At 71.7% G+C, this 23,013-nt stretch carries 20 protein-coding genes; 13 read left to right on the plus strand and 7 right to left on the minus strand.

Annotation, left to right across the window (positions count from 1 at the left end):
• Positions 1 to 153 precede the first annotated feature (153 nt).
• Positions 154 to 792: a nucleotidyltransferase family protein gene (locus CDN99_RS00645; RefSeq protein WP_088382196.1), complete on the plus strand. Its 639-nt coding sequence runs from the start codon at positions 154 to 156 to the stop codon at positions 790 to 792.
• 134 nt (positions 793 to 926) lie between these two features.
• On the plus strand, positions 927 to 1,409 hold the full coding sequence (locus CDN99_RS00650; protein WP_088382197.1) for a DUF1203 domain-containing protein: 483 nt from the start codon (positions 927 to 929) through the stop codon (positions 1,407 to 1,409).
• A 112-nt stretch (positions 1,410 to 1,521) separates the two neighbouring features.
• On the opposite strand, the gene CDN99_RS00655 is transcribed toward CDN99_RS00650, so the two are convergent.
• The 6 genes from CDN99_RS00655 to CDN99_RS00680 form a co-directional block, all read right to left on the minus strand.
• Entirely contained in the window at positions 1,522 to 3,327 is a 1,806-nt protein-coding gene (locus CDN99_RS00655) for an aspartyl protease family protein (protein ID WP_088382198.1), read from the minus strand.
• Positions 3,328 to 3,506: 179 nt separating this feature from the next.
• A complete protein-coding gene (locus tag CDN99_RS00660; RefSeq protein ID WP_088382199.1) occupies positions 3,507 to 4,046 on the minus strand; it encodes a hypothetical protein in 540 nt (179 codons plus the stop codon).
• 29 nt (positions 4,047 to 4,075) lie between these two features.
• Positions 4,076 to 5,107: a sialate O-acetylesterase gene (locus CDN99_RS00665; protein ID WP_088382200.1), complete on the minus strand. Its 1,032-nt coding sequence runs from the start codon at positions 5,105 to 5,107 to the stop codon at positions 4,076 to 4,078.
• Between the two features lie 55 nt (positions 5,108 to 5,162).
• Positions 5,163 to 6,197 carry an acyltransferase family protein gene (locus tag CDN99_RS00670; protein WP_088382201.1) on the minus strand — a complete coding sequence of 345 codons (1,035 nt, stop codon included), beginning with the start codon at positions 6,195 to 6,197 and terminating at the stop codon, positions 5,163 to 5,165.
• A complete protein-coding gene (locus tag CDN99_RS00675) occupies positions 6,194 to 7,438 on the minus strand; it encodes a pyridoxal-dependent decarboxylase, exosortase A system-associated (protein ID WP_088382202.1) in 1,245 nt (414 codons plus the stop codon). The genes CDN99_RS00670 and CDN99_RS00675 overlap by 4 nt, the downstream gene beginning before the upstream one ends.
• An 89-nt stretch (positions 7,439 to 7,527) precedes the next feature.
• On the minus strand, positions 7,528 to 9,135 hold the full coding sequence (locus CDN99_RS00680) for an acyl-CoA ligase (AMP-forming), exosortase A system-associated (protein WP_088382203.1): 1,608 nt from the start codon (positions 9,133 to 9,135) through the stop codon (positions 7,528 to 7,530).
• Positions 9,136 to 9,330: 195 nt separating this feature from the next.
• Here CDN99_RS00680 and CDN99_RS00685 point away from each other — a divergent pair, with 195 nt between their 5' ends.
• The 11 genes from CDN99_RS00685 (at position 9,331) to CDN99_RS00735 (ending at position 21,353) form a co-directional block, all read left to right on the plus strand.
• Positions 9,331 to 9,582, plus strand: a complete 252-nt coding sequence (locus CDN99_RS00685; RefSeq protein WP_088382204.1) for an acyl carrier protein — start codon at positions 9,331 to 9,333, stop codon at positions 9,580 to 9,582.
• 38 nt (positions 9,583 to 9,620) lie between these two features.
• On the plus strand, positions 9,621 to 10,523 hold the full coding sequence (locus CDN99_RS00690) for a hydrolase 2, exosortase A system-associated (protein ID WP_088382205.1): 903 nt from the start codon (positions 9,621 to 9,623) through the stop codon (positions 10,521 to 10,523).
• Positions 10,520 to 11,518, plus strand: coding sequence for a hydrolase 1, exosortase A system-associated (locus tag CDN99_RS00695; RefSeq protein WP_088382206.1), 999 nt, complete (start codon positions 10,520 to 10,522; stop codon positions 11,516 to 11,518). Before CDN99_RS00690 ends, CDN99_RS00695 begins: the two co-directional genes overlap by 4 nt.
• 15 nt (positions 11,519 to 11,533) lie before the next feature.
• On the plus strand, positions 11,534 to 12,334 hold the full coding sequence (locus CDN99_RS00700; RefSeq protein WP_088382207.1) for a hypothetical protein: 801 nt from the start codon (positions 11,534 to 11,536) through the stop codon (positions 12,332 to 12,334).
• A 62-nt stretch (positions 12,335 to 12,396) separates the two neighbouring features.
• A complete protein-coding gene (locus tag CDN99_RS00705) occupies positions 12,397 to 13,635 on the plus strand; it encodes a DegT/DnrJ/EryC1/StrS family aminotransferase (protein ID WP_158218716.1) in 1,239 nt (412 codons plus the stop codon).
• A 14-nt stretch (positions 13,636 to 13,649) separates the two neighbouring features.
• Entirely contained in the window at positions 13,650 to 14,924 is a 1,275-nt protein-coding gene (locus CDN99_RS00710) for a glycosyltransferase (protein WP_088382209.1), read from the plus strand.
• A complete protein-coding gene (locus tag CDN99_RS00715; protein WP_088382210.1) occupies positions 14,921 to 16,075 on the plus strand; it encodes a GNAT family N-acetyltransferase in 1,155 nt (384 codons plus the stop codon). The genes CDN99_RS00710 and CDN99_RS00715 overlap by 4 nt, the downstream gene beginning before the upstream one ends.
• A complete protein-coding gene (locus CDN99_RS00720) occupies positions 16,072 to 17,130 on the plus strand; it encodes a glycosyltransferase family 2 protein (RefSeq protein WP_088382211.1) in 1,059 nt (352 codons plus the stop codon). Before CDN99_RS00715 ends, CDN99_RS00720 begins: the two co-directional genes overlap by 4 nt.
• Positions 17,131 to 17,152: 22 nt before the next feature.
• Positions 17,153 to 18,604 (plus strand): lipopolysaccharide biosynthesis protein, encoded by a 1,452-nt coding sequence (locus tag CDN99_RS00725; protein ID WP_088382212.1) that lies wholly within the window; start codon positions 17,153 to 17,155, stop codon positions 18,602 to 18,604.
• A complete protein-coding gene (locus CDN99_RS00730) occupies positions 18,601 to 19,695 on the plus strand; it encodes a glycosyltransferase family 2 protein (RefSeq protein WP_158218717.1) in 1,095 nt (364 codons plus the stop codon). Before CDN99_RS00725 ends, CDN99_RS00730 begins: the two co-directional genes overlap by 4 nt.
• On the plus strand, positions 19,692 to 21,353 hold the full coding sequence (locus CDN99_RS00735; protein WP_088382213.1) for an asparagine synthetase B family protein: 1,662 nt from the start codon (positions 19,692 to 19,694) through the stop codon (positions 21,351 to 21,353). The genes CDN99_RS00730 and CDN99_RS00735 overlap by 4 nt, the downstream gene beginning before the upstream one ends.
• Positions 21,354 to 21,567: 214 nt before the next feature.
• Here the strand turns inward: CDN99_RS00735 and CDN99_RS00740 are convergent, their stop codons facing one another.
• The gene (locus tag CDN99_RS00740) at positions 21,568 to 22,827 is read right to left on the minus strand and encodes an AAA family ATPase (RefSeq protein ID WP_088382214.1); all 1,260 of its coding nucleotides are present in this window, start codon (positions 22,825 to 22,827) and stop codon (positions 21,568 to 21,570) included.
• Between the last annotated feature and the right edge of the window lie 186 nt (positions 22,828 to 23,013).

Here is a 23,013-nt window from a genome sequence, read left to right on the forward strand (position 1 = left end):
AGAGGGATTCCACTGACCCGTCCTCGCGAGCGGGCGCGGCCAGAATGGCGCCACCCGGGCTCCACAGACCAGCGCGACGCCGTCGACGTGGCACGAGCCCTTCCCCCACTTGCTCCCGCGTCGCGGCTGTCATCGCCGCGTCGTCACCCGCCCATGCATCCACCGCAGACGCCGCGCGTCGCCCCGCCTGCTCACCCTCCGAGCGACACGCGTGACCTTCGCCCCCGCTTCCTCGCCGACCTGCTGACCAACCGCCACAACCGGACCATTCTCGAGCGCTGGGACGCGCTGGCGCTGCCCGATGGCTGGCTGGTCGCCGGCTGCCTGTTCCAAACCGTCTGGAACCTGCACACCGGCCGCGCGCCCGAGGCGGACATCAAGGACTACGACCTGTTCTACTTCGACCCGGACGACCTGAGCCGTGACGGGGAACTGCGCGTGCAAGCCCGCGTCGAGGCGGTGCTGGGCGACCTGGGCGTCACCTTCGAGGCCGCCAACCAGGCTCGCGTGCACCTCTGGTACGAGCAGGACTTCGGCCAGCCCTACCAGGCCCTGCACAGCTCGCGAGACGGCATCGAGCGCTTCCTTGTGCCGTCCACCTGCGTCGGCGTGCGTCCGGGCGAGATCTACGCGCCATACGGCCTCGCGTCGATGTACGAGGGCCGTCTGACGATGAATCCGCTGGTGCCGCATCGCGCGCTCTTCGAGCGCAAGGCGGCGTCGTACCAGCGGCGCTGGCCGTGGTTGACCATCGTCAGGCCCGAGGACGAACCGGGCACGGCAGCCGCCTGAACGCCGGACCGACGCGCGACGGGACCGCGCGACGAGGCCACGCGAATTCCATGTCCGGAAACGGCGCGCGCCCGCGCGCCGTCGTCCCTATCGTGAGCGCCTCACCACCTGGACGGCGACCGCGCCGCGCTCACATGGACTTCCGCATCCTGGGTCTGGACCCCGCCCCGTTCCGCCCACTCTTCAGCCTGTCCGACGAGGCGCTGCGCGAGCGCGGCGTGCTGCGCGTCCGCGTCGACCAACCGCGGGCCGCGCCCGACCGCATCGGCCTGGACGACGCGGCGCCGGGCGACACGGTGCTGCTGCTCAACTACGTCTATCTGGACGTCGACACGCCTTACCGCGGCACCCATGCGATCTACCTCCGCGAAGGCGACGGCGAGCGCTTCGATCGCGTCAACGAGGTGCCGCCCGCGCTGAGGCGCCGGCTGCTGTCGCTGCGCGCCTTCGACGAGGCCGGCATGATGGTCGACGCCGACGTGACGGACGGCGATCAGGTCGAGGCGCTCATCGAGCGGCTTTTCCGCCACCAGCACGTGAGCTACCTCCAGGTGCATTTCGCGAAGCGGGGGTGTTATGCGGCAAGGGTGGAACGGGGATCGCACGCCGTCGATTGATTCTTCGCGCTTCGATCGCTTGCATGGCGACGGATCGGAAACCCATCGACGAGAGACGCGAGTGACTGGGGAACGCGTACGACCGACTGCCCACCGAGCGCCGCGGCGCCCCTCAGGACCCCGCGCCCTTCCCCGCCCCGCCCTCCGCCAGATCGAAGCCCGCCTTGCGCGCCTCGTCCTCGATGCGCGGATTCAGCTTGCGCGCCGCGTCCAGGTCGCCACGGGCCTTGTCGGCCTCGTTGAGCCGCTGTTGCGCCAGGCTGCGGCCATACAGCGCGAAGGCCAGCGGCTGCAGCTCGATCGATGCGTCGAAGGCCTTCTTCGCGCGGGCGGCATCGCCCACGCGAAGGTAGGCCCAGCCCAGGCTGTCCTTGTAGACCGGGGATCCGCCGTCTTTGTCCACCGCGCGCTGGCAGTCCTCGACCGCCAGCGGCAGGTCCAGGCCCATCCGGGCGCGCAGCCAGCAGCGCCCGTTGTAGGCATCGGCCAGGCGCATGTCCGACGGGTGGGTGCCGATCCAGAGCTCGTACTGCCGCAAGGCCTCGGGCACCTGGTTGAAGTGCGCATAGACGCTCGCCATCTCGGCACGGGCGTGGGCGGACGGCGGCAGCGCCGCGTCCAACTCCGCCAGGTCCGCCTGCGCGCCGGCACGGTCGTTCTTCGCGGCCCGCAGCCAGGCGCGGCGCGAGCGGGCCTCGGCCAGCGACGGGTCCAGCCGCAGCGCCTCGTCCAGGTCGGCCAGCGCCAGGGCGGACTGGCGTAGCGCCTGGTGCACCCGCGCGCGGATGAAGAAGTAATCCGCCACGCCGGGCGCCAGCTCGCAGGCGCGGTTCAGGTCCACCAGGGCGCGCTTGTGGTCGCCCACCGCGGTCGCGGCGGCGCCGCGTCGCGCCAGGCCGTCGGCGTCGTTGGCGGCCACGTCCTTGGGGATCGCGGCATAACGCGGGTCGTAGTCGCCCGCCGTCGCGGCGCCGCGCGCGAAGACCGGGCCGCCGTTCCACGTCGCGTAGACCTTGTCCTGCAGCCGCGACACGTAGATGCGGTGGGCCAGGAAGTAGTCCAGGCCCAGCAGCATGCCGTGCTCGGCGCTCTCGGTCTGGTCGATGTACAGCGTGTTGTTGGCGACCTTCTCGCCGCCGAACTCGAACAGCGCGACCTGGCTGATCCATGTGCTGACCCGGCCGGCGCCCGCGCCGCCGGTGCGGCCGGCGGGTTTCATGTCCGCTTCCTCGATGCCGGCGCGGCGCGCCGACCGCCAGGACAGCGCCGTGCGCGGCGCCCCGGTGTCCATCAGCGCCACCACGGAACGGCCGTTGATGCTCACCGGCACCTTGATCGCCGTCTCGCCGCGATGGCTGGGGGTCTCCATGTCCGCCAGGATCACCGGCGCGTCGCCGGCCCAGTACGCGAGGTTGGACTTCTTGCAGTCCCCTTGCGGAAAGACCAGACGCACCACGCCGTGCGCGAGGTCGTACTCGGTGTCGGCCACCGACAGGATGTTGCGCCCCAGGATGCCCATGATGCCGGCGCCCAGCTCGTTGCCGCCGACGATGAACTCGATGTTGGAGAGCTCCGAGCCGACCAGCCCGACTTTCTCGACCTTGGTGCGGCGGGCCTCGATGCGGCCGGTGTAGCCCTGGATGCGATAACCCGCCGGCAGGCTGCGCGTGGGCAGGTTCAACTGCGTGGCCGTCGACGCGCTGAGCATGCTGAAGAAGGCGCCGCTGTCGACCAGCATCGGCACGTCGGTGCCGTTGAGCTTGAGCGTCGCGATCGGGCGCGAGTCGATGATGCGGACCGGGATCTCCATCGTCGTGATCGAGCAGCCGTCCGCCCAGGCTGGCGACGCACCGACAGCCGTCAGCGATAGCAGCAGCGCCGAGGACAGGCGGCGCATCATGCCCATGCCCATGCCCATGCCTGAGCCTGAGCCTGCGGCAGCGTCGGATGCGGATGCGGATGCGGCGCCCAGCCGCGAGTGACGATCATGGCCTCGATTCACGGTTCCCCCTGCGATGCTTTTCTTGCGCCGAGAGCCTCGATGGCGGGCTCGCGGTGCGCGCACTCTACTACCGCGCCGGGGTAGTTTCCGCGGGATCAGCCCGCCTCGCCGGAACCGCCCGGACCTTCGAGCATCGCCTTCAAGTGCAAGGTCAACTCCTGCGCCTTGGCGGCGGACGGCGCCCGCGCCACGGCGGCTTCCGCCGCGTCGCGGCTGTCGGCGAAGCGGCCGAGGGCGTAGAGCGCCTCCGCCTGCACCACGCGCGTGAGCCAGTGGTCCGGCTTCGCGGCCAGGGACGGCGCGATCGCGGCGAGCGCCTGCTCCGGCGCGCCCGCGATGACCAGATGATTCGCCAGGAAGTAGCGCGCGATCAGCAGTGCGATGCCACCGTCCGCCTCGCCCAGCGCCAACTCGCCGTCGACCGCCTGCGTGTACTGCGCGGTCGCGCCCTCGACGTCGCCCAGCGCGGCCAGCACCCCGGCCAGTTGTCCCTTCAGGCCCGGCTCGGCGGAATGCCCGGGATCGATCAGGGCGAGCGCGGCCAGGTAGTGCGAGCGGGCTTCCTCCAGCCTGCCGGCACCCCAGCAGTCGAGGCCCAGGCTGGCCAGGCGGTTGATGTCGGAGGAGGCGATCATCACGGGCTCCTTCGCAAGGCGTGCACGCGTCAGCGTGAGGACGGGGCCGACGCCTCTGCCTTCGCGGCGTCGGAGGATGCGGTCGATTCTGCCGTCCCCGCGCCGACGCTGGCACCGACGCCGACACGGGCGCTGGCGTTGCTGCCGCCGCTGTTGGCAGTGGCGCCGATCGCGGCTCCGGAGGCCGCGGCGGCGGGCGCCAGCGCCTGCGCCCACAACGTGGCGGCCTGCGCCGCGCCGGCGGCGGTGAAGTGACAGCCGTTGCGCAGCGGGATGCTGAGCTTGTCGGTGTCCGGTCCTTCGACGAAGCCGCTGCCCGGGATCACCAGCAGCTCCCGCACCGCCTCGCGCACCTGTCCGCCGTCGGTCGGCGGGCAGTAGGTCGATCGCGCCAGCCACCACGGCGCGTCGACGCCGCGCGCGGCCACGCCGGCGCGCAGCGCCGCCAGCGCGTCGCGGTAATCGGCCATCGCCGTGCGGTCTCGTGCGTCCGCCTCGCCCTGCTGCCACAGCACCGCCGCCACCGGCCAGCGGGTGCCCTTGATGCGGTCCACCTGCGTCTGCCAGTGCTTGCGCAGCGGGCCGTCGGCGGTCCACTCGCCGATCGAGCTGCCTTCCACCGCGATCACCGCCCACACGATCGGATGCCCTTGCCAGCGCCCGTGCAGCGCCTGGTTCACCGCCGGCCAGAGGCTGCCGCCGGTGCCGGTGCCGCCCGGCAGCGGCGCGCCCGACAGGCCGCAGCCGCCTTCGTGAAGCACCGGCATCGGCGCGATCGGCGGCGCGGCGGCATTGGCCGGATCGGCATGGTTGGCGGCATTGGACTGCCCCATCACCAGCACCACCACCGGCTGCTCGCCGCGGAACACCGCGCCGCAGTCGGGCGCCGTGACCGGCATGCCGTGGATGCCGTCCAGGCGCCGGATCAGGTCGTCGGCCGGCGTCGCGCTCTTGGGCGCGCGCAGCATGGCCACGCCCGTGGCGAGCATGCCGGCGCACGACAGCACCGCCACGGCGACGATCGCCGCGCCCAGCAGGGGATTCTTCCGTTCTTCAGTCATCAGCCCTCAACCGTCCAAGGTGAACGGCGCATTGTCGACGCGCGGCGGACGACCGTCAGCCTTGCACCGCCGTGGCTTCGGGACGGGATATCCGGGCGCGATGGCGGGCGCGGATCCAGCGCATCGCGGGCTGCTCGACGAAGGTCGTCAGCGCGTGCGCCAGCGCGGCGCAGAGCGCGATCGTGACCAGGATCGCGACGTTCACGTCCAGGCCCCAGGACTCGAAGCGGCGCAGCAACGCCCAGCCGATGTTCTCGTGCAGCAGGTACAGCGTGTACGAGATCGCTCCCAGCCACAGCAGCACCGGGTGCTCCAGCCAGGTCCAGCGGCCGCGCGCCGCGCCGTGCAGCACGGCGAAGAAGGCCACCGCCAGCGCGGCCTCGACCGGCTTGTCCACCACCCCGATCACCGCGGCCGCGGCCAACGCCAGCGCCCAGTCCAGGCGCGAGCCGGCGTCCGCGCGGCTCAAGCGGTAGATCGCCACGCCGAGCGCGAACCAGCAGATGGTCGGCAGCAGCAACCAGCGCTGCCCCATCCACGGCAGGTCGACGCCGAGGAAGACCTGCGCGCCCGCGTACACCAGCCGCAGCGCCAGGCAGGCGAAGAGGAAGTGGCGCAGGCCGGCGGCCGCGCCGAGCCGGAAGCTCAGCAACGCCCAGAAGTAAAAGAGCAGCTCCACTTCCAGCGTCCAGTACACGCCGTCCACGTGCGGCACGCCGAAGAAGCCCTGCACCATCGTCACGTTGACCAGCAGCGTCTCCCAGCCCACCGTCTTGCCGGGCAGGCCGATCGCGTGCGTCAGCGCGAAGGTCAGCAGGATCGCGCCCCAGTAGGCCGGATACAGCCGGCTGAAGCGCGACACGACGAAGTCCATCGGCCGCGCGGTGCGCTCCAGCGTCATGAAGATGACGAACCCGCTGATCATGAAGAACAGGTTGACCCCGAGGTAGCCGAAGGGCACCGAGAACAGCGGCTGGACCGGATGGCCGAAGACCTGGTCGTACCGGGTCGTGTAGTGGAACAGCACCACCGCCAGCGCCGCGATGCCCCGCAGGGCATCGAGTTGCGCGAGCCGCGGCGCCTTGCTCACACCAGGACCTCGCCGGCCGCCGGATGGCTCAGGAAGCCTTGCGGGCTCGCCGTGATGCCGTAGGCGCCGGACTGGAACACGACCACCAGGTCGCCGGGCCGCGCGTGCGGCAGGCTCATGCGCTCGCCCAGCAGGTCCAGCGGCGTGCACAACGGGCCGACGACGGACACGCCGGCCTCGACCTCGCCGTCCATGCGATTGCCGATGGCCACGGGATAGTTCTTGCGGATCACCTGGCCGAAGTTGCCCGACGCGGCCAGGTGGTGATGCAGGCCGCCGTCGGTCACCAGATAGACCTGGCCGCGCGAGACCTTGCGGTCCACGACGCGGGACACGTAGACGCCGGCCTCGCCGACCAGGTAACGGCCCAGCTCGACGACCAACTTCGCCTGCGGCAACTCGACCGCGGCGCGCTCGATCAACGCGGCCAGGTTGGCGGCGATCGGCGCCAGGTCCAGCCGCTGCTCGCCCGGGAAATACGGGATGCCAAAACCGCCGCCCAGGTTCAACACCTTGACCGGCGCCGGCGCGTCCTGCGCCAGCCGCAGCGCCAGCTCGAAGCTCTTGAGCTGCGCCTCCACGATGGCCTCCGGCTTCAGGTTCTGCGAGCCGGCGAAGAGGTGGAAGCCCTCGAAGCCCAAGCCCGCCTCGCCGATGCGCGCCAGCAGCTCGGGCACCTGCTCGGCGTCGACGCCGAACTGCTTGGGCCCGCCGCCCATCTTCATGCCGGAGGACTTCAGCTCGAAGTCCGGGTTGACGCGCACCGCCACGCGGGCCGCGTAACCGGTCTCGGCGCACAGGCCGCGCAGCAGCTCGACCTCGCGGAACGACTCGATGTTGATCAGGATGCCCGCGGCCAACGCCTGCTTGAGCTCCAGCGCGCTCTTGCCGGGACCGGCGAAGCTGATCTCGCGCGGATCGGCGCCGCCGTCCAGCGCCACCTGTAGCTCGCCGGCCGAGGCCACGTCGATGCCGTCCACCAGTCCCGCCATGTGCGCCACCAGCGCCGGCATCGGGTTGGCCTTCATCGCGAAGTGCAGTTCCAGCCCCGCCGGCAGCGCCGCGCGCAGCGCCTCGACGCGGCGCGTCAGCAGACCGCGGTCGTAGGCGTAGAACGGCGTGCGGCCGACACGGTCGGCCAATCGCGTCAGCGCCTGACCGCCGATCTGCAGCACGCCGTCGCGCACGTCGAACTGGTCCATCGGCGCGTGTTGCGGAGCGGCCTTGGCGGGTGCGGTCATCTTGGGGTCAATGCTCACGGTGGATGCTTGCGGTCAATGCGGTCAATGGGGTCGATGCGGGCCTGCGGCGCGGTCGGCGGGGCCGGCCGTCACGGCGCCTCCTGCTGGGCGACCCATTCGGTGCTGAGCAGCTTGCGGTCGATCTTGCCGTTGGGGTTGCGCGGCAGCGGGCCGGCCTTCTCCACGAACCCGGCCGGCACCATGTACGCCGGCATGCGCGCGCGGCACGCGGCCAGCAGCGCGGCGGCGTCCAGCGCGTCCGCCCCGGCGGGCGGCGTCGCGATCACCTGGATGGACTGGCCCAGCGTCGCATGGTCGACGCCGAAGGCGACGCATTCGCCCACCAACTGCGTCGTGTACAGGATCTCCTCGACCTCGGTCGGGCTGACGCGGTAGCCGGAGGTCTTGATCATCTCGTCGCGGCGGCCGATGAAGTACAGGAAACCTTCCGCGTCCATGCGCACGTTGTCTCCGGAGAAGACCGCGTACTCGGGCAGCTGCAGGCCGGCCTCACGGCCCGCGGCGCCGGCCGGCAGCAGCTTGTAGCGCTCGGCGGTCTTCTCGGCGTCGTTCCAGTAGCCCATGCCGACCAGCGCGCCGCGGTGCACCAGCTCGCCGGGCTCGTCGGGCGCGCAGGGCGTGCCGTCCTCGCGCAGCACCAGGATCTCGGCGTTGGGGATGGCCTTGCCGATCGAATCGGGCCGGCGATCGACCTCCTCCGGCGGCAGGTAGGTCGAGCGGAAGGCCTCGGTCAGGCCGTACATCAGGAAGGGTTTCGCCGACGGCACGCGCTGGCGCAGCAGGCCCAGCGTCTCGCGCGGCATGCGGCCGCCGGTGTTGGCGAAGTAGCGCAACCGGGCGTCGATCGCGGCCGGCCACTCCAGTTGCGCCAGCTGGATGTACAGCGGCGGCACGGCGGTCAGGCCGGTGATGCAGTCGCGCTCCAGCGCCTTGAGCACGTCGCGCGGCATCAGGTAGTTGAGCAGCGACACCGACGCGCCGGCGTGGAACGCCGTCGTCAACTGGCTGAAGCCGGCGTCGAAGGACAGCGGCAGCGCCGCCAGCAGCCGGTCGTCGGGGCGGTTGCCCAGGTAGCTGGCGACGCTCTTGGCGCCCGCCACCATGTTGCGGTGGGACAGGACCACGCCCTTGGGCCGGCCGGTCGAGCCGGAGGTGTAGAGGATGGCCACCATGTCGGTGTCGATGACCCGGTGCGCCGCCCGCGCGGGCGCGTCCAGCAGGTCGCTGTAGCGGACCCAGCCGGCGGGCTCGGCGTCCGGCGCGGGGTCGACCAGCACCACGTGCCGGATCGACGGGCATTGCGCCAGCACCGGCTGCAGCGACGCGAAGCGGTCGCGCGAGGTGATCAGCACGCGGACCTCGCAGTCGCGCACGATGAAGCCGACCTGCTCGGCCTTCAGGATCGGATTGATGGGCACGAAGACGCCGCCGGCGGCCGGCGCCGCGAAGCTGGCCACGACCGTCTCCAGCCGCTTGTCCAGGTAGATGCCGACCCGTTCCGCGCGCGCCAGGCCCAGCGACAGCAGGCCGCTGGCCAGCGCGCGCACCTGGGCGGCCAGCTCGGCGTAGTCCAGCGCGCGGGCGCCGTCGCGCAGCGCGGGCGCGGCCGGGTCGCGGTCGGCGCTGTGCCAGATCAGGTGCGGGAGCAGGTGGCTGTCGGTGGCGGATGCGGTCACGGTGCGGTCGCTCGGGGCGGTGGCGGGGCATGCGAAGGGGCCGATCCTCGTTCAAGGCGGCCCCGGCGGCGCTCGAAAAAAAAGTATCTCACGCGCTCCGGCGGCAAGACCTCACGAACGGGCGCGGATCCCCTTGGGATAGGGGGGCGCCACGGGGGGCGCCAGAGGGGGCCACAGTTAAGATCCGCCCCGACCATGAACACCCAACAACACCTGCTCGCCATCCTCGACGACGTCCTGAGCCTGGAAGGCCGCGCCAAGGACTTCACCGTCGACACCGCGCTGCTGGGCGCGATCCCGGAACTCGATTCCATGGCGGTCGTCAGCCTGATCACCGCGCTCGAGGAACAGTTCGGCATCGTCGTCGACGACGACGAGATCGACGGCGCCACCTTCGCCACCGTCGGCGCCCTGCTGGACTTCGTCAACGGCAAGCTGGCCGCCTGACCGGCGCCGCCAGCGTCCGCCGCGCCGCGCCCTCCGCCATGACCGCCGCGAGCACCGCCTTCTTCCTGGATGCCGGTGCGCGCGGCCAGCGCCTGTGCGTGCACACGCCCGCCGCGTCCCTCGACGGCGCGGGCGCGCCGCTGGGCCAGATCCTGCTGCTCCCCGCCTTCGCGGAGGAGATGAACAAATCCCGCCGCATGACCGCCCTGGCCGCGCGTGCCTTCGCCGCCGCCGGCCTGGAGGTGCTCACGCTGGACCTGCTCGGTTGCGGCGACAGCAGCGGCGACTTCGGCGACGCGAGCTGGGCCGACTGGCAGGACGACGCCCGGATCGCCGCCGCCTGGCTCGACGGGCGCGCCCTGCCCGGCCCCGACGGCGCCAAGCCGCCGCTGTGGCTCTGGGGCCTGCGCGCCGGCGCCCTGCTCGCGCCCGCCGCCATCGAGGCCGTCGCCGACCGGTCGGTGCGCCTGCTGCTCTGGCAGCCGGTCACCACCGGCAAGCTGCAGCTGCAGCAGTTCATGCGGCTGCGCGTCGCCGCGGACCTGATCGGCGGCCAGGCCAAGGGCGCCGTGCAGGCGATGCGCGACCAGCTCGCCCGCGGCGAGTCGGTCGAGATCGCCGGCTACCGGCTGTCCCCGGCCCTGGCCCACGGCCTGGAGGCCGCGCAACTGAAGCCGTCGCCGCGCGTCTCGCGGGTGGCCTGGCTGGAGCTCTCCACGCGCGAGGACGCCGGCCTGACCCCGGCCGCCTCGATGGCCGTCCAGGCCTGGCAGGCGCAAGGCGCCGAGGTCCGCGCCGCCGTCTGCCAGGGCCCGTCGTTCTGGGCCGCGACCGAGATCGAAGAAGCCCCGCGCCTGATCGAGGCCAGCCTCGCCGCGCTGACCGCGGGCGACGACTTCGCGACCCAACCCGCCGTGCCGCCCGAGGCCGTCGCCGCATGAGCGCCGCCCCGCGCCATCACGACAGCGTGCTGTCCATCGCCTGCGACGGGCTGGCGCTGGTCGGCCTGCTGAGCGAGCCCGCCATCGCCACCGGTGCGGCCAACGCGGCTGATCGGGCCGATGGCTCGGCCGAGGAAACACGCGATGGCGGCAAGGCCGACGCCGCATCCGGCCACATCGGCCGCGGCAGCGGGATCGGCATGCTGCTGGTCGTCGGCGGCCCGCAGTACCGCGTCGGCAGCCACCGCCAGTTCACGCTGCTGGCCCGCGCGCTGGCCGCCGACGGCGTGCCCTGCCTGCGCATCGACTACCGCGGCATGGGCGACGCCGAGGGCGACCAGCGCGGCTTCGAGCAGGTCGACGCCGACATCGCCGCGGCCCTGGACGCCTGGCAGCGCGAGCGCCCGGCGCTGCGCCGCGTCGTGATCTGGGGCCTGTGCGACGCCGCGTCGGCCGCGCTGCTGTACGTGCACCGCCGCCGCGACCCGCGCGTCGCCGGCCTGTGCCTGGCCAACCCGTGGGTGCGCACCGAGGCCAGCCTGGCGCGCACGCAGGTCAAGCACTACTACCTGGACCGGCTGCGCCAGCCCGCCTTCTGGCGCAAGCTGCTGAGCGGCCGCGTCGGCCTGTCCGCCGTGCGCGAGCTGCTGGGCAAGCTGGCGCAGAGCCGCGCGACGGCCCCGTCGTCGGCCGCGTCGACCGCCGCGCGCGCCGGGGCGGCCGGGGACACCCGCCACTACACCGAGCAGATGGCTGACGGCCTGCGCGCCTTCGGCGGCCCGGTGCTGCTGATCCTGTCCGGCGACGATTACGTCGCCAAGGAATTCCTGGACCGCTGCCGCGACGGCGGCCCGGCCTGGCACGGGTTGCTGACCCGCCCCGGGCTGCGCCGCGAAGACCTGCCCGAGGCAGACCATACCTTCTCGACCGCCGCCTGGCGCGCGCATGTGGAGCGGCTCACCGCCGGCTTCGTGCGCGACGCGTCGCCGGCCTGACGGAGCTCCCGCACCATGACGCCCATCCGACATCAACTCCGCCGCCTCGGCCGCGGCGCGCGCACCGCGCTGCTGGGCGCCTGCGCGCTGGCCACGACGCTGGCGCTGGCGCAGTCCAACGACGGCTGCGGCCCGCTCGAGAACAACTTCGGCCCCTACGACTATCGCGACTACAAGGACGCGCCGGCCAAGAACCGCGACAGCGGCGAGAGCTCGCCGCTGTTCCTGGTCGAAAGCGCCCACTTCCTGGACACCTGCGAGGCGATGGTCTACTGCGCCGCCGGCACGCCCGGCCGCGAGTTCGACTACACGCTGCGCGCCTTCCCCAACCACCACCGCGCGCTGGTGGCGATGATGCGGCTGGCCGCGCGCACCAAGACCGAGAAGGCCGTCGACGCGCGCTACACCGTCAGTTGCTACTTCAACCGCGCGATGCGCTGGCGTCCCGACGACATCGTGGTGCGGCTGATCTACGTCGTCTATCTCAACGACAACGGCCGCACCGAGCTCGCCCGCCAGCAGGTGCGCGAGGCGCAGAAGCTCAACCCCGAGAACCCGTACAGCCTCTACAACCTCGGCATGGTCGCGCTGGACGTCAACGAGGTCGACATCGCCGTCGAGTCCGCCCGCAAGGCCTATGCCGCCGGCATGGCGCAGCCGATGCTCAAGCAGCGCCTGGTCGCGATCAAGCGCTGGACCGACGCCGACGAGCAGGCCTCGCAACCGGGCGCCGCCGCCAGCGCGCCCGGAGCCCCCGCGTCCGCGCCGCCCGCCGCCACCGCGGCGTCCGCGCCCGCCCCGGCCGCCAGCCGATGAGCGCGGCCGCCCCGCGTCCCGGGTCAGGCGCCGTCAGACCGTCCGTTGCAGGAGCCCCGCCCGTGACCGCGCCGATGATCCCCGCCCCGCGTCTGCCGGTCGTCGGCTGGAACACCTTCTCGGGTCCGGCCGAGGCGGCGGTGCCGACGCTGCTCGCGCATCCGCGCCACGTGCTCACGACCAGCGGTCGCGCCGCCATCCTGCTGGCGCTGGAGTGCCTGGCCGTCGGACCGGGCGACGTGGTGCTGCTGCCCACCTATCACTGCCCGACGATGGTCACGCCGGTGAAGACGCTGGGCGCCGAGGCCGTCTTCTATCCGATCGACGAGCGCGGCGCGCCGCGCCTGGACTGGTTGTCCGCGCATGTGCCGCCCCGGACCAAGGCGCTGCTGGTGCCGCATTACTTCGGCCTGCCGCAGACCATGGACGCGGTGCGCGCCTGGTGCGACAGCCGCGGCATCGCGCTGATCGAGGACTGCGCGCACGCGATGTTCGGCCGCAGCGGCGAGCGCCCGATCGGGTCCTGGGGCGACGTCTCCATCGCCAGCCTGACCAAGTTCTTCCCGACGCCCGAGGGCGGCGTGCTGGCGCTCAACCGCGCCGACCTGTCGCTGCCGGCGCTGACGCCGGCGTCGCGGATCGAGCAGGTCAAGGCCGCCTCCGACATCCTGCACATGGGCGCGAGCCACGACCGCCTGACCGGCCTGAACGGCCTGATCCGCGGCGTCTTCGCGCTGCGCGGGCTGCTGCGCGGCGCGCCGCGCGGCCAGGCGACCCCGGTGCCCAGCCGCCACGGCGATCTGGACGAGGAGGAAGAGATCGACGCCAACATGGCGCTGATCGACCTGCCGCTGTCGCACCGGGCGCTGACGCGCGCCAGCGGCTGGATCTCGACGCGGGTGCCGCGGCGTCGCATCGTCGAATCCCGCCGCCGCAACTACGAGTTCTTCACCGCCGCCTTCGCCGGCTGCGAGGGCGTGCACGCGCTGCTGCCGGCGCTGCCGGCCGACTGCGCGCCCTACGTCTTCCCGCTGTGGGTGCGCGCGCCCGATCCCGGCTACCTGGAGATGCGCCGCCTGGGCGTGCCGGTGTCGCGCTGGGACCGCCTGTGGCCCGGCGTGCCGGCGCTGCCCGGCGACGTCGGCAAGGCGTGGTCGCACCATGTGCTGCAGCTCGCCTGCCACCAGGACTTGACCGACGCGGACCTGCGCCGCATCGTCGAGCAGGTGAAGCGGTTGTTCACCGGCCCGGCACAGCCGGCCAACTCGGCCAACCCGGCTCGCCAGGCCCACGCGGCCTGACGCCGACCCCGCCCATGAAGCGCGTCCTCATGATCTCCTTCCAGTTCCCGCCGATGGCGGGGACCAGCGGCGTGCAGCGCGCCTTGCGCTTCGCGCAGCAGTTGCCCGCGCAGGGCTGGGAGCCGAGCGTGCTGACGGCGCATCCGCGGGTTCATGAATACACCGGCGACGACCTCGTGGCCGAGATCCCCGCCGGCATGCCGGTGCGCCGCGCCTTCGCGCTGGACGCCGCCCGGCACCTGTCGATCGGGCGCCGTTATCCCGGCTTCCTGGCGCGGCCGGACCGCTGGCACAGCTGGCTGCTGGGCGCCGTGCCGGCCGGGCTGAAGCTGATCCGCGAGACGCGCCCGGACGCGCTCTGGAGCACCTACCCGATCCCGACCGCGCACCTGATCGGCTACTGGCTGTCCCGGCTCAGCGGCCTGCCCTGGGTCGCCGACTTCCGCGATCCGATGGCGCACGACGGCTACCCGGCCGATCCGGTGCTGTGGCAACGCTTCGCGGCGATCGAGCGCCGGGTGTTCTCCCGCGCGACACGGTTCACCTTCACCACCCCGGGCGCGGCGCGGCTGTACGCGCGGCGCTTCCCCGAGGCCGCCGACCGCATCCGCGTGATCGAGAACGGCTACAGCGAGGACGCCTTCCAGCAGGCCGAGCGCGCGCTGCGCGACGCCGCCCCGGCCGCGCCCGCCGGCCCGCGCGTGCTGCTGCACAGCGGCATCGTCTATCCCGACTGGCGCAGCCCGGTGCGCCTGTTCGAGGCGCTGGCCGCCGCCAAGGCCGAGGGCCGCGTCGACGCCGCGCGGCTGCGGCTGCGGCTGCGCGCCTCGGCGCACGACGACTTCCTGCGCGCGATGGCGCGGGCCCACGGCATCGAGGACCTGGTCGAGCTGGCGCCGCCGCTGCCCTATGCCGACGCGCTGGCGGAGATGCTGCGCGCCGACGGCCTGCTGCTGCTGCAGTCCAACGACTGCAACGACCAGATCCCCGCCAAGGCCTACGAGTACCTGCGCGCCCGCCGCCCGATCCTGACGCTGGCCGATCCGGCCGGCGACACCGCCCAGCTGATGCGCCGCGCCGGCCTGCCCCACCAGGCGGCGCTGGAGGACGGCCCGGGCGTGGACGCCGCCTTGCGCCGTTTCCTGGACGACCTGTTCGATGCCCGCGCCGCGTTACCCGCGCCGCAGGCCGTCGCCGCCGCCTCGCGTGAGTCCCGCACCGGCGAACTCGCCCGCGTGCTCGACGAGGTCGGCGCCCCTTCCATGCCCACCGCCGAAGCCCGCCCATGACCTGGACGCTGTACCCCCTGCCCGACGCCGCCGCCTTTGCCCCGCATGCCGCCGCGTGGGACGCGCTGCAGGCGCGTGTCGCCGGCCTGCCGTTCCTGGAGAGCGGCTTCATCGCACCGCTGCTGTCCGTCTTCGGCACCGGCCGCGAGCGCCTGGCGCTGCACGGCGACCCCAAGGCGCCGGACGCCGCGGCCATCGTCGTCAAGAGCGGCCGCGGCCAATGGGCCACCTTCCAGCCTTCGCAGCTGCCGCTGGGCGCGTGGCTGAGCGCGCCGGAAGCGCCGCTGGAGCCGCTTGCCGCCGGCCTGCTGCGCGCGCTGCCCGAGCCCGCGCTGGCGCTGGGCCTGACGCAGATCGACAGCCTGCACCACCCGCGCGCCGCGGACCAGGCGCGCTGGCGCGGCCAGGACTACATCGACACCGCCTGGGTCGACCTGGACGGCGACTTCGAGACCTATTGGGAAGCGCGCGGCAAGAACCTGCGCCAGAACCTGCGCAAGCAGCAGAAGAAGCTGGACACCGCCGGCACCGTCACCCGCATCGAATGCCTGACCCGGCCCGAGGACGTGGCCCCCGCGCTGGCGCACTACGGCCGGCTGGAGGCCAGCGGCTGGAAGGGCCAGGAAGGCACCGCGATCGCGCCGGGCCATCCGCAGTACGAGTTCTACCGGACCATGCTGGAAGCCTTCGCCCACCAGCACCGCGCCCGCATCTACCAGTACTGGTTCGACGACCAGGTCGTGTCGATGGACCTGTGCATCGAGGCCGGCGCCAAGATCGTCATCCTCAAGACGGCCTACGACGAAGCGCACAAGGCCGTGTCGCCGTCGACGCTGATGCGGCAGCTGCAGTTCCAGCAGCTGTTCGAGGCCGCGGCCGCGGGCGGCCCGATCCGCCGCATCGAGTTCTACGGCAAGGTCATGGAGTGGCACACCCGCTGGACCGCCACCGCCCGGCCGATCTATCACGCCACGCGTTACCGCTGGCGCTGGGTGCCCGCCCTCAAGCGGCTGCTGAGCGGCGACGCGCCCGTCGCCGACGGCGCGTCCGACCCCACGCCCACAGCCGCGTCCGCCGCGGCGCCCGACGCCCCCACCGAGGCCGCGCCGGCGCCCGGCGCGCGAGCGCAAGCCCAGGGAGCCCCCCAATGAGCCACATCCCCTCCGCCGCCCCGGCGCCGTCCGCCGCGCAGGTCACGTCGACGGCGCCGATCGCGCGGATAGCCGTCGTCATCCCCCACTTCCAGCGCCAGCCCGGCCTGCTGGCCAAGGCGCTGGCGTCGGCCTTCGCGCAGACGATCGCCGACCGCATCCACGTCATCGTCGTCGACGACGAGTCGCCGATCAGCGCGCAGTCCGAGGTCGACGCCCACCCCGAGTTCCCCCGCCACCAGCTCACCGTGCACCGCAAGGCCAACGGCGGCGCCGGCTCGGCGCGCAACAAGGCGCTGGACCTGGTGCCGCCCGGCACCACCCACGTCGCCTACCTGGACTCCGACGACGACTGGCGGCCGCATCACCTGGAGAACGCGCTGGCGGTGATGGGCGACCGCTTCGACGCCTACTTCGCCGACTGGTGGTCCTTCAACTACCCGGACCAGACCAACTTCGAGCGCATCGGCACGCTGGACAAGCCGCACACCGCCGTCAGCACGCAGCCGCCCGGCTTCGACCTGGGCGTGTCGCCGCTGGAGCACATCCTGAGCGACGGCGGCGGCGTGATCCAGACCTCCACCGTCGTCTACCGCTTCGACCGCTTCCCGCAGTTGCGCTTCCGCGAGGAGTTCTTCAACGGCCAGGACTTCTTCTTCTGGATGGACCTGGGCGCCGGCGGCGCGACCTTCTGCTTCTCCACCGCGGTGGACTGCAACAACGGCGAAGGCATCAACATCTACCAGGGCGCCGGCTGGGGCACGGAGCGCTCGCTGAACCGGCTGCGCAACGAGCTGTTCGTGTGGACCTCGGTGCCGCGTTTCTACCGGCTCACCGACACGCAGCACCGCAACAACCAGCGCACCATCCGCAACCTGCAGCAGGACGTGGTGCGCGACCTGCTGCACCGCGTGCGCCACGGCAAGTCGATCAACATGAAGCTGGTGAAGGACATCCTGCGCTTCGATCCGACCGTCGTGTTCTTCGCGGCGTCGGTGCCGTTCCGGGTGCTGGGCGAGAAGCTCTTCCGCCGCTCCGGGAGCGCCCCCGCATGAACGCCACCCGCGGGAGCCGCGCGTGAACGCCAAGGTCCGGGGCGCCCTCGTCTGGTCCTTCGCGGAGCGCTACGCGAGCCTGCTGGTCAACATCGGCTCCACGATGGCGCTGGCGCGCCTGCTGACGCCGCAGGAGATCGGCATCTACTCGGTCTGCGCCGCGTTCGTCACCATCGCCACGGTGCTGCGCGACTTCGGCATCAGCGAGTACCTGATCCAGGAGAAGGAGCTCACCGAGGACAAGATGCGCGCCGCCTATGCCGGCGCGATCGCGATCGGCTGGTCGGTCGGCCTGGTGGCGATGCTGGCCCGCCATCCGCTGGCGGTCTACCTGAAGGAGCCGGCGGTGATCGAGGTCATCGGCATCCTGGCGCTGAACTTCGCCATCCTGCCCTTCGCGTCGCCGGCCTTCGCGCTGCTGAACCGGAACATGGAGTTCCGCAAGATCTTCATCATCCAGTTCTCGTCGTCGATGGTGCATGCCTGCACCGGCGTGCTGCTGGCGATGCACGGCTACGGCTTCCGCAGCCTGGCCTGGGCCAGCGTGGCCAACACCACCTTCCAGGCGCTGCTGCTGCTGATCATGCGTCCGCCGGGCACGCTGCTGCTGCCGGGGGTGAAGGGGCTCAAGCATGTCTTCGGCTACGGCTCGTTCTTCGTCACCAGCCGGCTGATCGAGACCTTCACGCGCAACGCCCATGAGTTCATCATCGCGCGCCAGTTCGGCCTGACCTCGGTCGGCCTGTTCAGCCGCGCGCTGGGCCTGCTGGAGATGTTCTACACGAACGTCACCTCGGCGGTGCTGCGCGTGGCCACGCCGGCCTTCGCCAACCACCACCGCCAAGGCGGCGACCTGCCCGCGCTGTATGCGCAGGGCACGGCGATGATGACCGCGATCGCCTGGCCGTTCTTCGGCTTCGTGGCGCTGATGGCGGGGGACATCATCCGCGTGCTGTTCGGTCCGCAATGGGACGAGGCCGCGCCAATCTGCACGCTGCTGGCGCTGGCGATCATGCCGACCTACCTGTACAGCCTGGGGCCCAACATCCTGGGCGCCACCGGCAACGTGTCCAAGCGGCTGCGCATCACGCTGCTGTACAGCCCCGTGCATCTGGTGGTGCTGCTGATCGCGTCGCGCATCAGCCTGCCGGTGCTGGCGGCGTCGTGGGTGGTGAGCCACCTGGTGGCGCTGGCGCTCTACGTCTATTACCTGCGCACGCTGCTGAACACGACGGTGCGCACGCTGCTCGGCCCCAGCCTGCGCAGCGCGCTGGTGGCCGCCGGCTCGATCGCGGCGCAGGCGGTGGTGGCGCAGACCTCGCACCATTACCAGCTGCCGCTGCTGATCGGCCTGCTGCTGACCGGCGCCGCCGGCCTGGCCGGGCTGCTGGTGACGGCCCAGGCGCTGCATCATCCGCTCGCGCACGAGGTGATGCGCGCCCTGCAACATGTCCGCAAGCGGGCCCTGCCATGACGCACCCTGCCACGCCCCCCGTCCTGCCGCCCTCCCTGCCCGACGTCGCCTGCGTGATCGTCAGCTTCAACGGCGCCCCGTGGATGGCCGACTGCCTGCGCGCGCTGCGCGCCAGCACCGTGCCGCTGCGCGTGATCGTCGTCGACAACGCTTCCGGGGACGACACCCGCGACATCGTCGGCCGCTTCCCCGAGGCGACGCTGCTGCCGCAGGCGGAGAACCTCGGCTTCGGCCGTGCCAACAACATCGGCATCGCGCGCGCGCTGGCCGACGGCGCACAGCAGGTCTTCATCCTGAACCAGGATACGGTGCTCGCGCCCGACGCGATCGAGCACCTGCGGCGCGAAGCCGCGGCCGACGCCAGCCTGGGCATCCTGTGCCCGCTGCAACTGGACGGCGACGGCGGCGCGATGGACCCGACCTTCCTGCGCTACTACGCCGCGCCGCATGCCACGGCCTACCTGACCGACGCGGTCATGGGCCGCCCGCTCGCCGGCCACTACCGCGCGCACTCGCTGCCGGCGGCGGCGTGGCTTCTGACGCGCGAGTTCCTGGAGCAGGTCGGCGGCTTCGACCCGCTGTTCTTCCTCTATTGCGAGGACGACGACCTCTGCGCCCGCGCGCGCCATCACGGCTTCGGCATCGCGCTGGTGCCGACGGCCACCTTCCGCCATCTGCGCGGCTTCCATGTGCCGGCCTCGTCGGAGCCCACCGGCAAGCGCTTCAGGAAGCGCCGCTCGCGGCTGCGCTCCATCGTCGTCAACGAGATCAAGAAGCCGGAAGGCCGCTTCGGCCGCAACGTCTGGTACGCGCTGGCGTCGCAGACGTTGCAGGGCGCGATGCAGCTGTTCGTCTACTTCAACTGGCTGGAGGCCGTCGCCGGCTGGGCGGCCGTGCTGCGCGTGCTGCCCGAGGTGCCGCGCATCCGCCGCCACCGCGACGCCTGCCTCACGCGCGGCCCGCATTGGCTGGACCTGCCGGCGACGGCGCCCTTGCCTGCCACCGCCTCCTCGCCTGCCACCGCGCCCCGCGCCTCGACCGATCCCGCCGATCCTTCGTCCGCTTCCCCGACCCGGCCCGTACAACAATGACAAGCACCGCCCCCTTCCTGTCGACCGGCCAGCCGAGCCTGCCCGGACTCCCCGCCGACGCCGCCCCGGCCCAGCGCGACGCGGCCTGGCGGCAACTGCTGTCGCAACCCGATCCTGCCCAGGGCCTGGCCAAGGTCGGCGGGCGTTTCTCGGTGGCTTGCCGGCTGCCGGACGGCCGCACGGTGCTGGCGACGGACCGCTTCGGCATCGAGCCGCTGTGCTACCGCATCGTCGGCCACGAGCTGCATTTCGCGACGCGGGCGGACGACCTGGCCGGCGACGAGGTCGACCTCGATCCGCAAGCGCTGTTCGACTATCTCTACTTCCACGTGATCCCGTCGCCGCGGACGGTGTTCCGCAACATCTTCCGGCTGCCGCCGGGACACGTGGCGATCTTCGAGCGCGGCGAGCTGCGCGTCACGCCCTACTGGACGCCGACCTTCCGCGCCGACGCGGCGCCCCGGCTCGACGACCTGAAGGACGAGTTCAAGCAGATCCTGGAGCGCTCCGTGCAGCGCGCGATGCACGCGCCGGACGCCGCCTGCTTCCTGAGCGGCGGCACCGACAGCTCGACGGTCGCCGGCATGCTGAGCCGGGTCGCGGGCCGGCCGGTGGACACGTACTCGATCGGCTTCGAGGCCGAGGGGTACGACGAGATGGCCTTCGCGCGCATCGCGGCCAAGCATTTCGGCTGCCGGCATCACGAGTACTACGTGACGCCCAAGGACCTGGTCGACGGCATCGCGCAGGTGGCGTCGCACTACGACCAGCCCTTCGGCAACAGCTCGGCGCTGCCGGCCTATTACTGCGCGCGCCGCGCCCACAACGACGGCGTGCGCCACCTGCTGGCCGGCGACGGCGGGGACGAGCTCTTCGGTGGCAACACGCGATATGCCAAGCAGACGGTGTTCTCCTGGTACGACCGCGTGCCGGGCCCGCTGCGGGAGCACCTGCTGCGCCCGGTCTTCGAATCCCCGATCGGCAAGCTGCCGCTGCTGAAGAAGGGCGCGAGCTACATCGACCAGGCCCGCGTGCCCATGCCCGACCGGCTGCAGAGCTACAACCTGCTGACGCGGCTGGGCATGAACGACGTGCTGGAGCAGGAGTTCCTGCGCCGCGTCGATCCGCTCGGCCCGCAGAAGCAGCAGCGCCAGGTGTGGAGCGCGGCCAAGACCGGCACGCTGGTGGACCGCATGCTCGCCTTCGACTGGCGCTACACGCTGGCCGACACCGACCTGCCCAAGGTCGTCGGCACGACCGGGCTGGCCGGCACGACGGTCGGCTTCCCGATGCTGGACGACGAGCTGCTGGCGTTCTCCGAGCGGCTGCCGGCGAGCTACAAGCTGCGCGGGCTGAAACTGCGCTGGTTCTTCAAGGAGGCGCTGCGCGGCTTCCTGCCGGACGAGATCATCGTCAAGAAGAAGCAGGGCTTCGGCCTGCCCTTCGGCGTCTGGGCCACGCGCGACGAAGGCCTGCGGGCGCTGGCGACGGACTCGCTGGGCAGCCTCGCCACGCGCGGCATCGTCAAGCCGGCATTCATCCAGAGCCTGCTCAAGGAGCGGCTGCCGGAGCACCCCGGGTACTACGGGGAGATGGTGTGGATCCTCATGATGATGGAGCAGTGGCTGAGGAGCCGGCGGCCGAATTACCGGATCTGACGCGGCCGGCTCACCAGAGGAGCCGCGGCCGTGCCCGGCCGGGCGCCGTGCCCGGCGCGGGCAGTTCGTCCATGCCCACGCAGAAATCAGGTCCCGGGTGATCCGCGACGCGAGGTCTCGTCGTTGAAAGATGCGGCTGACATCCGCGGTTTCGGGCGCGGAGCGCTGGATCAGGCGCAGGATCGAAACGGTGGGTTTGCGGCATGTGGGTCCTTCACCTCAAGGCCGCGAACGCTTGGATCGCCGGACTCTGAACGACCGGCGGCATGGCGAGTTCCAGATCGACCAACCAGTCGGCGAACTGGCTCTCCTCCAGAACATGGGGCCCGTCGCCGCACCACACCAGTCTGGCGTCGCACAGCCGGGCGAGCGACGCGCGCACCGCCGTCGCGGAGACGTCGCGCACCGGCGCCGCGGGCATCGCCGCCAGCATTGCCGACAACCGCCGTTCCGCAGGTGGAAAGAATGGCGAGAACCGCGCCCCGTCCTCGGCCATCAAACGCAGCACCGCCTGATCCAGTGGGTCCAGCAGAAGGACACGCACCTCGAGCTTGTGCTTCTCGGCCTCGATCGCGGCCTGGGCCGCATGGAGCAACGCCCGCTCCTGTGCCGGACCGGGCAGAGGGGCCATCGCGGCGGTCTCTCGACAGCAGACGCGAAAGACCTCGGGACGGCGAAGACAAAGGTCGAAGGCCTCGGCCATCGCGGCAAGCCCGGGCCGGAAGGCGGGGCCGTGCGAGGTCCGTTCCCATGCCAGGAAATCCTCGCCTCCCAAGGTGGGCATCACCTCCAGCGGCGCGCAATAGAACGCCTGATGCTTGTCGCTGACCAGGCGCTCGATCTTCTCCTTGTGCGAGCCCGTGGCCAGCAGCCGGAACAGGATGCGGTCCCTCCCATTCAATTGGTCGCGGGCGGACTTGAGCATGTACAGAACGTGGCGTCCGTACGCGGTCGTCTGCGTTTGCTGCGCCTCGTCGATGATCAACACGACCGTTCTGCGCGACAGGTCCGACAGCCGCTCCAGCGACTGCTTCAACGAGGGTGGCCGCTCCTCGTCGGTCTTCGTCAGGTCCAGCTCCAGGCCCGGGATGCGAAGACGGGACAGGCTCAGCCGACGCATCGTCTTCGCGACAAGGCGCTCCTGTGTCTTCACCGCCTCCCGCACCAGTCCCACGATGACCGCCCCCGGGTCCTCGTCCCCCCGCTCCCAGAGATCGACGTACAAGATCAGGGCCTGATGCTCGCGCTCCAGCGTCGGGCAGAGGTCGTTCTTGACGAAGGTGCTCTTCCCGGTACGTCGAGGCCCGGTCAGGAACATGCCGGACGCGTGCGATCGGGACAGTAGATCGGCCGCCATCCGGCTTGCCAGATGAGGCCTGTGAAAGATTTCGCTCGGCTCCCGGGAGCGCATGCGTCGGTCGGGCTCCGAGGAGGAGCGGATTCGGTCGAGGATCTTGCGGACAACTTGCAGCATGGAACACCTCCAGGCCACGAATTCTCGAACCGCCCTCCTCTTCACACACCGCTCGAAGCACGTTTGGCGGGGTCAGTTCTTGCGCTTTCGCAAGGTTTTGACGGACCCGTTCGCGAGCCGTTTTTCACCCGACACCATCGAGGTTCTCTCCCGAAAACCTCTTCTCCGATCGGCGAACGAAATGCC

The sequence above is a fragment of the Roseateles aquatilis genome (assembly GCF_002205645.1).
Classification (GTDB): Bacteria; Pseudomonadota; Gammaproteobacteria; order Burkholderiales; family Burkholderiaceae_C; genus Roseateles; species Roseateles aquatilis.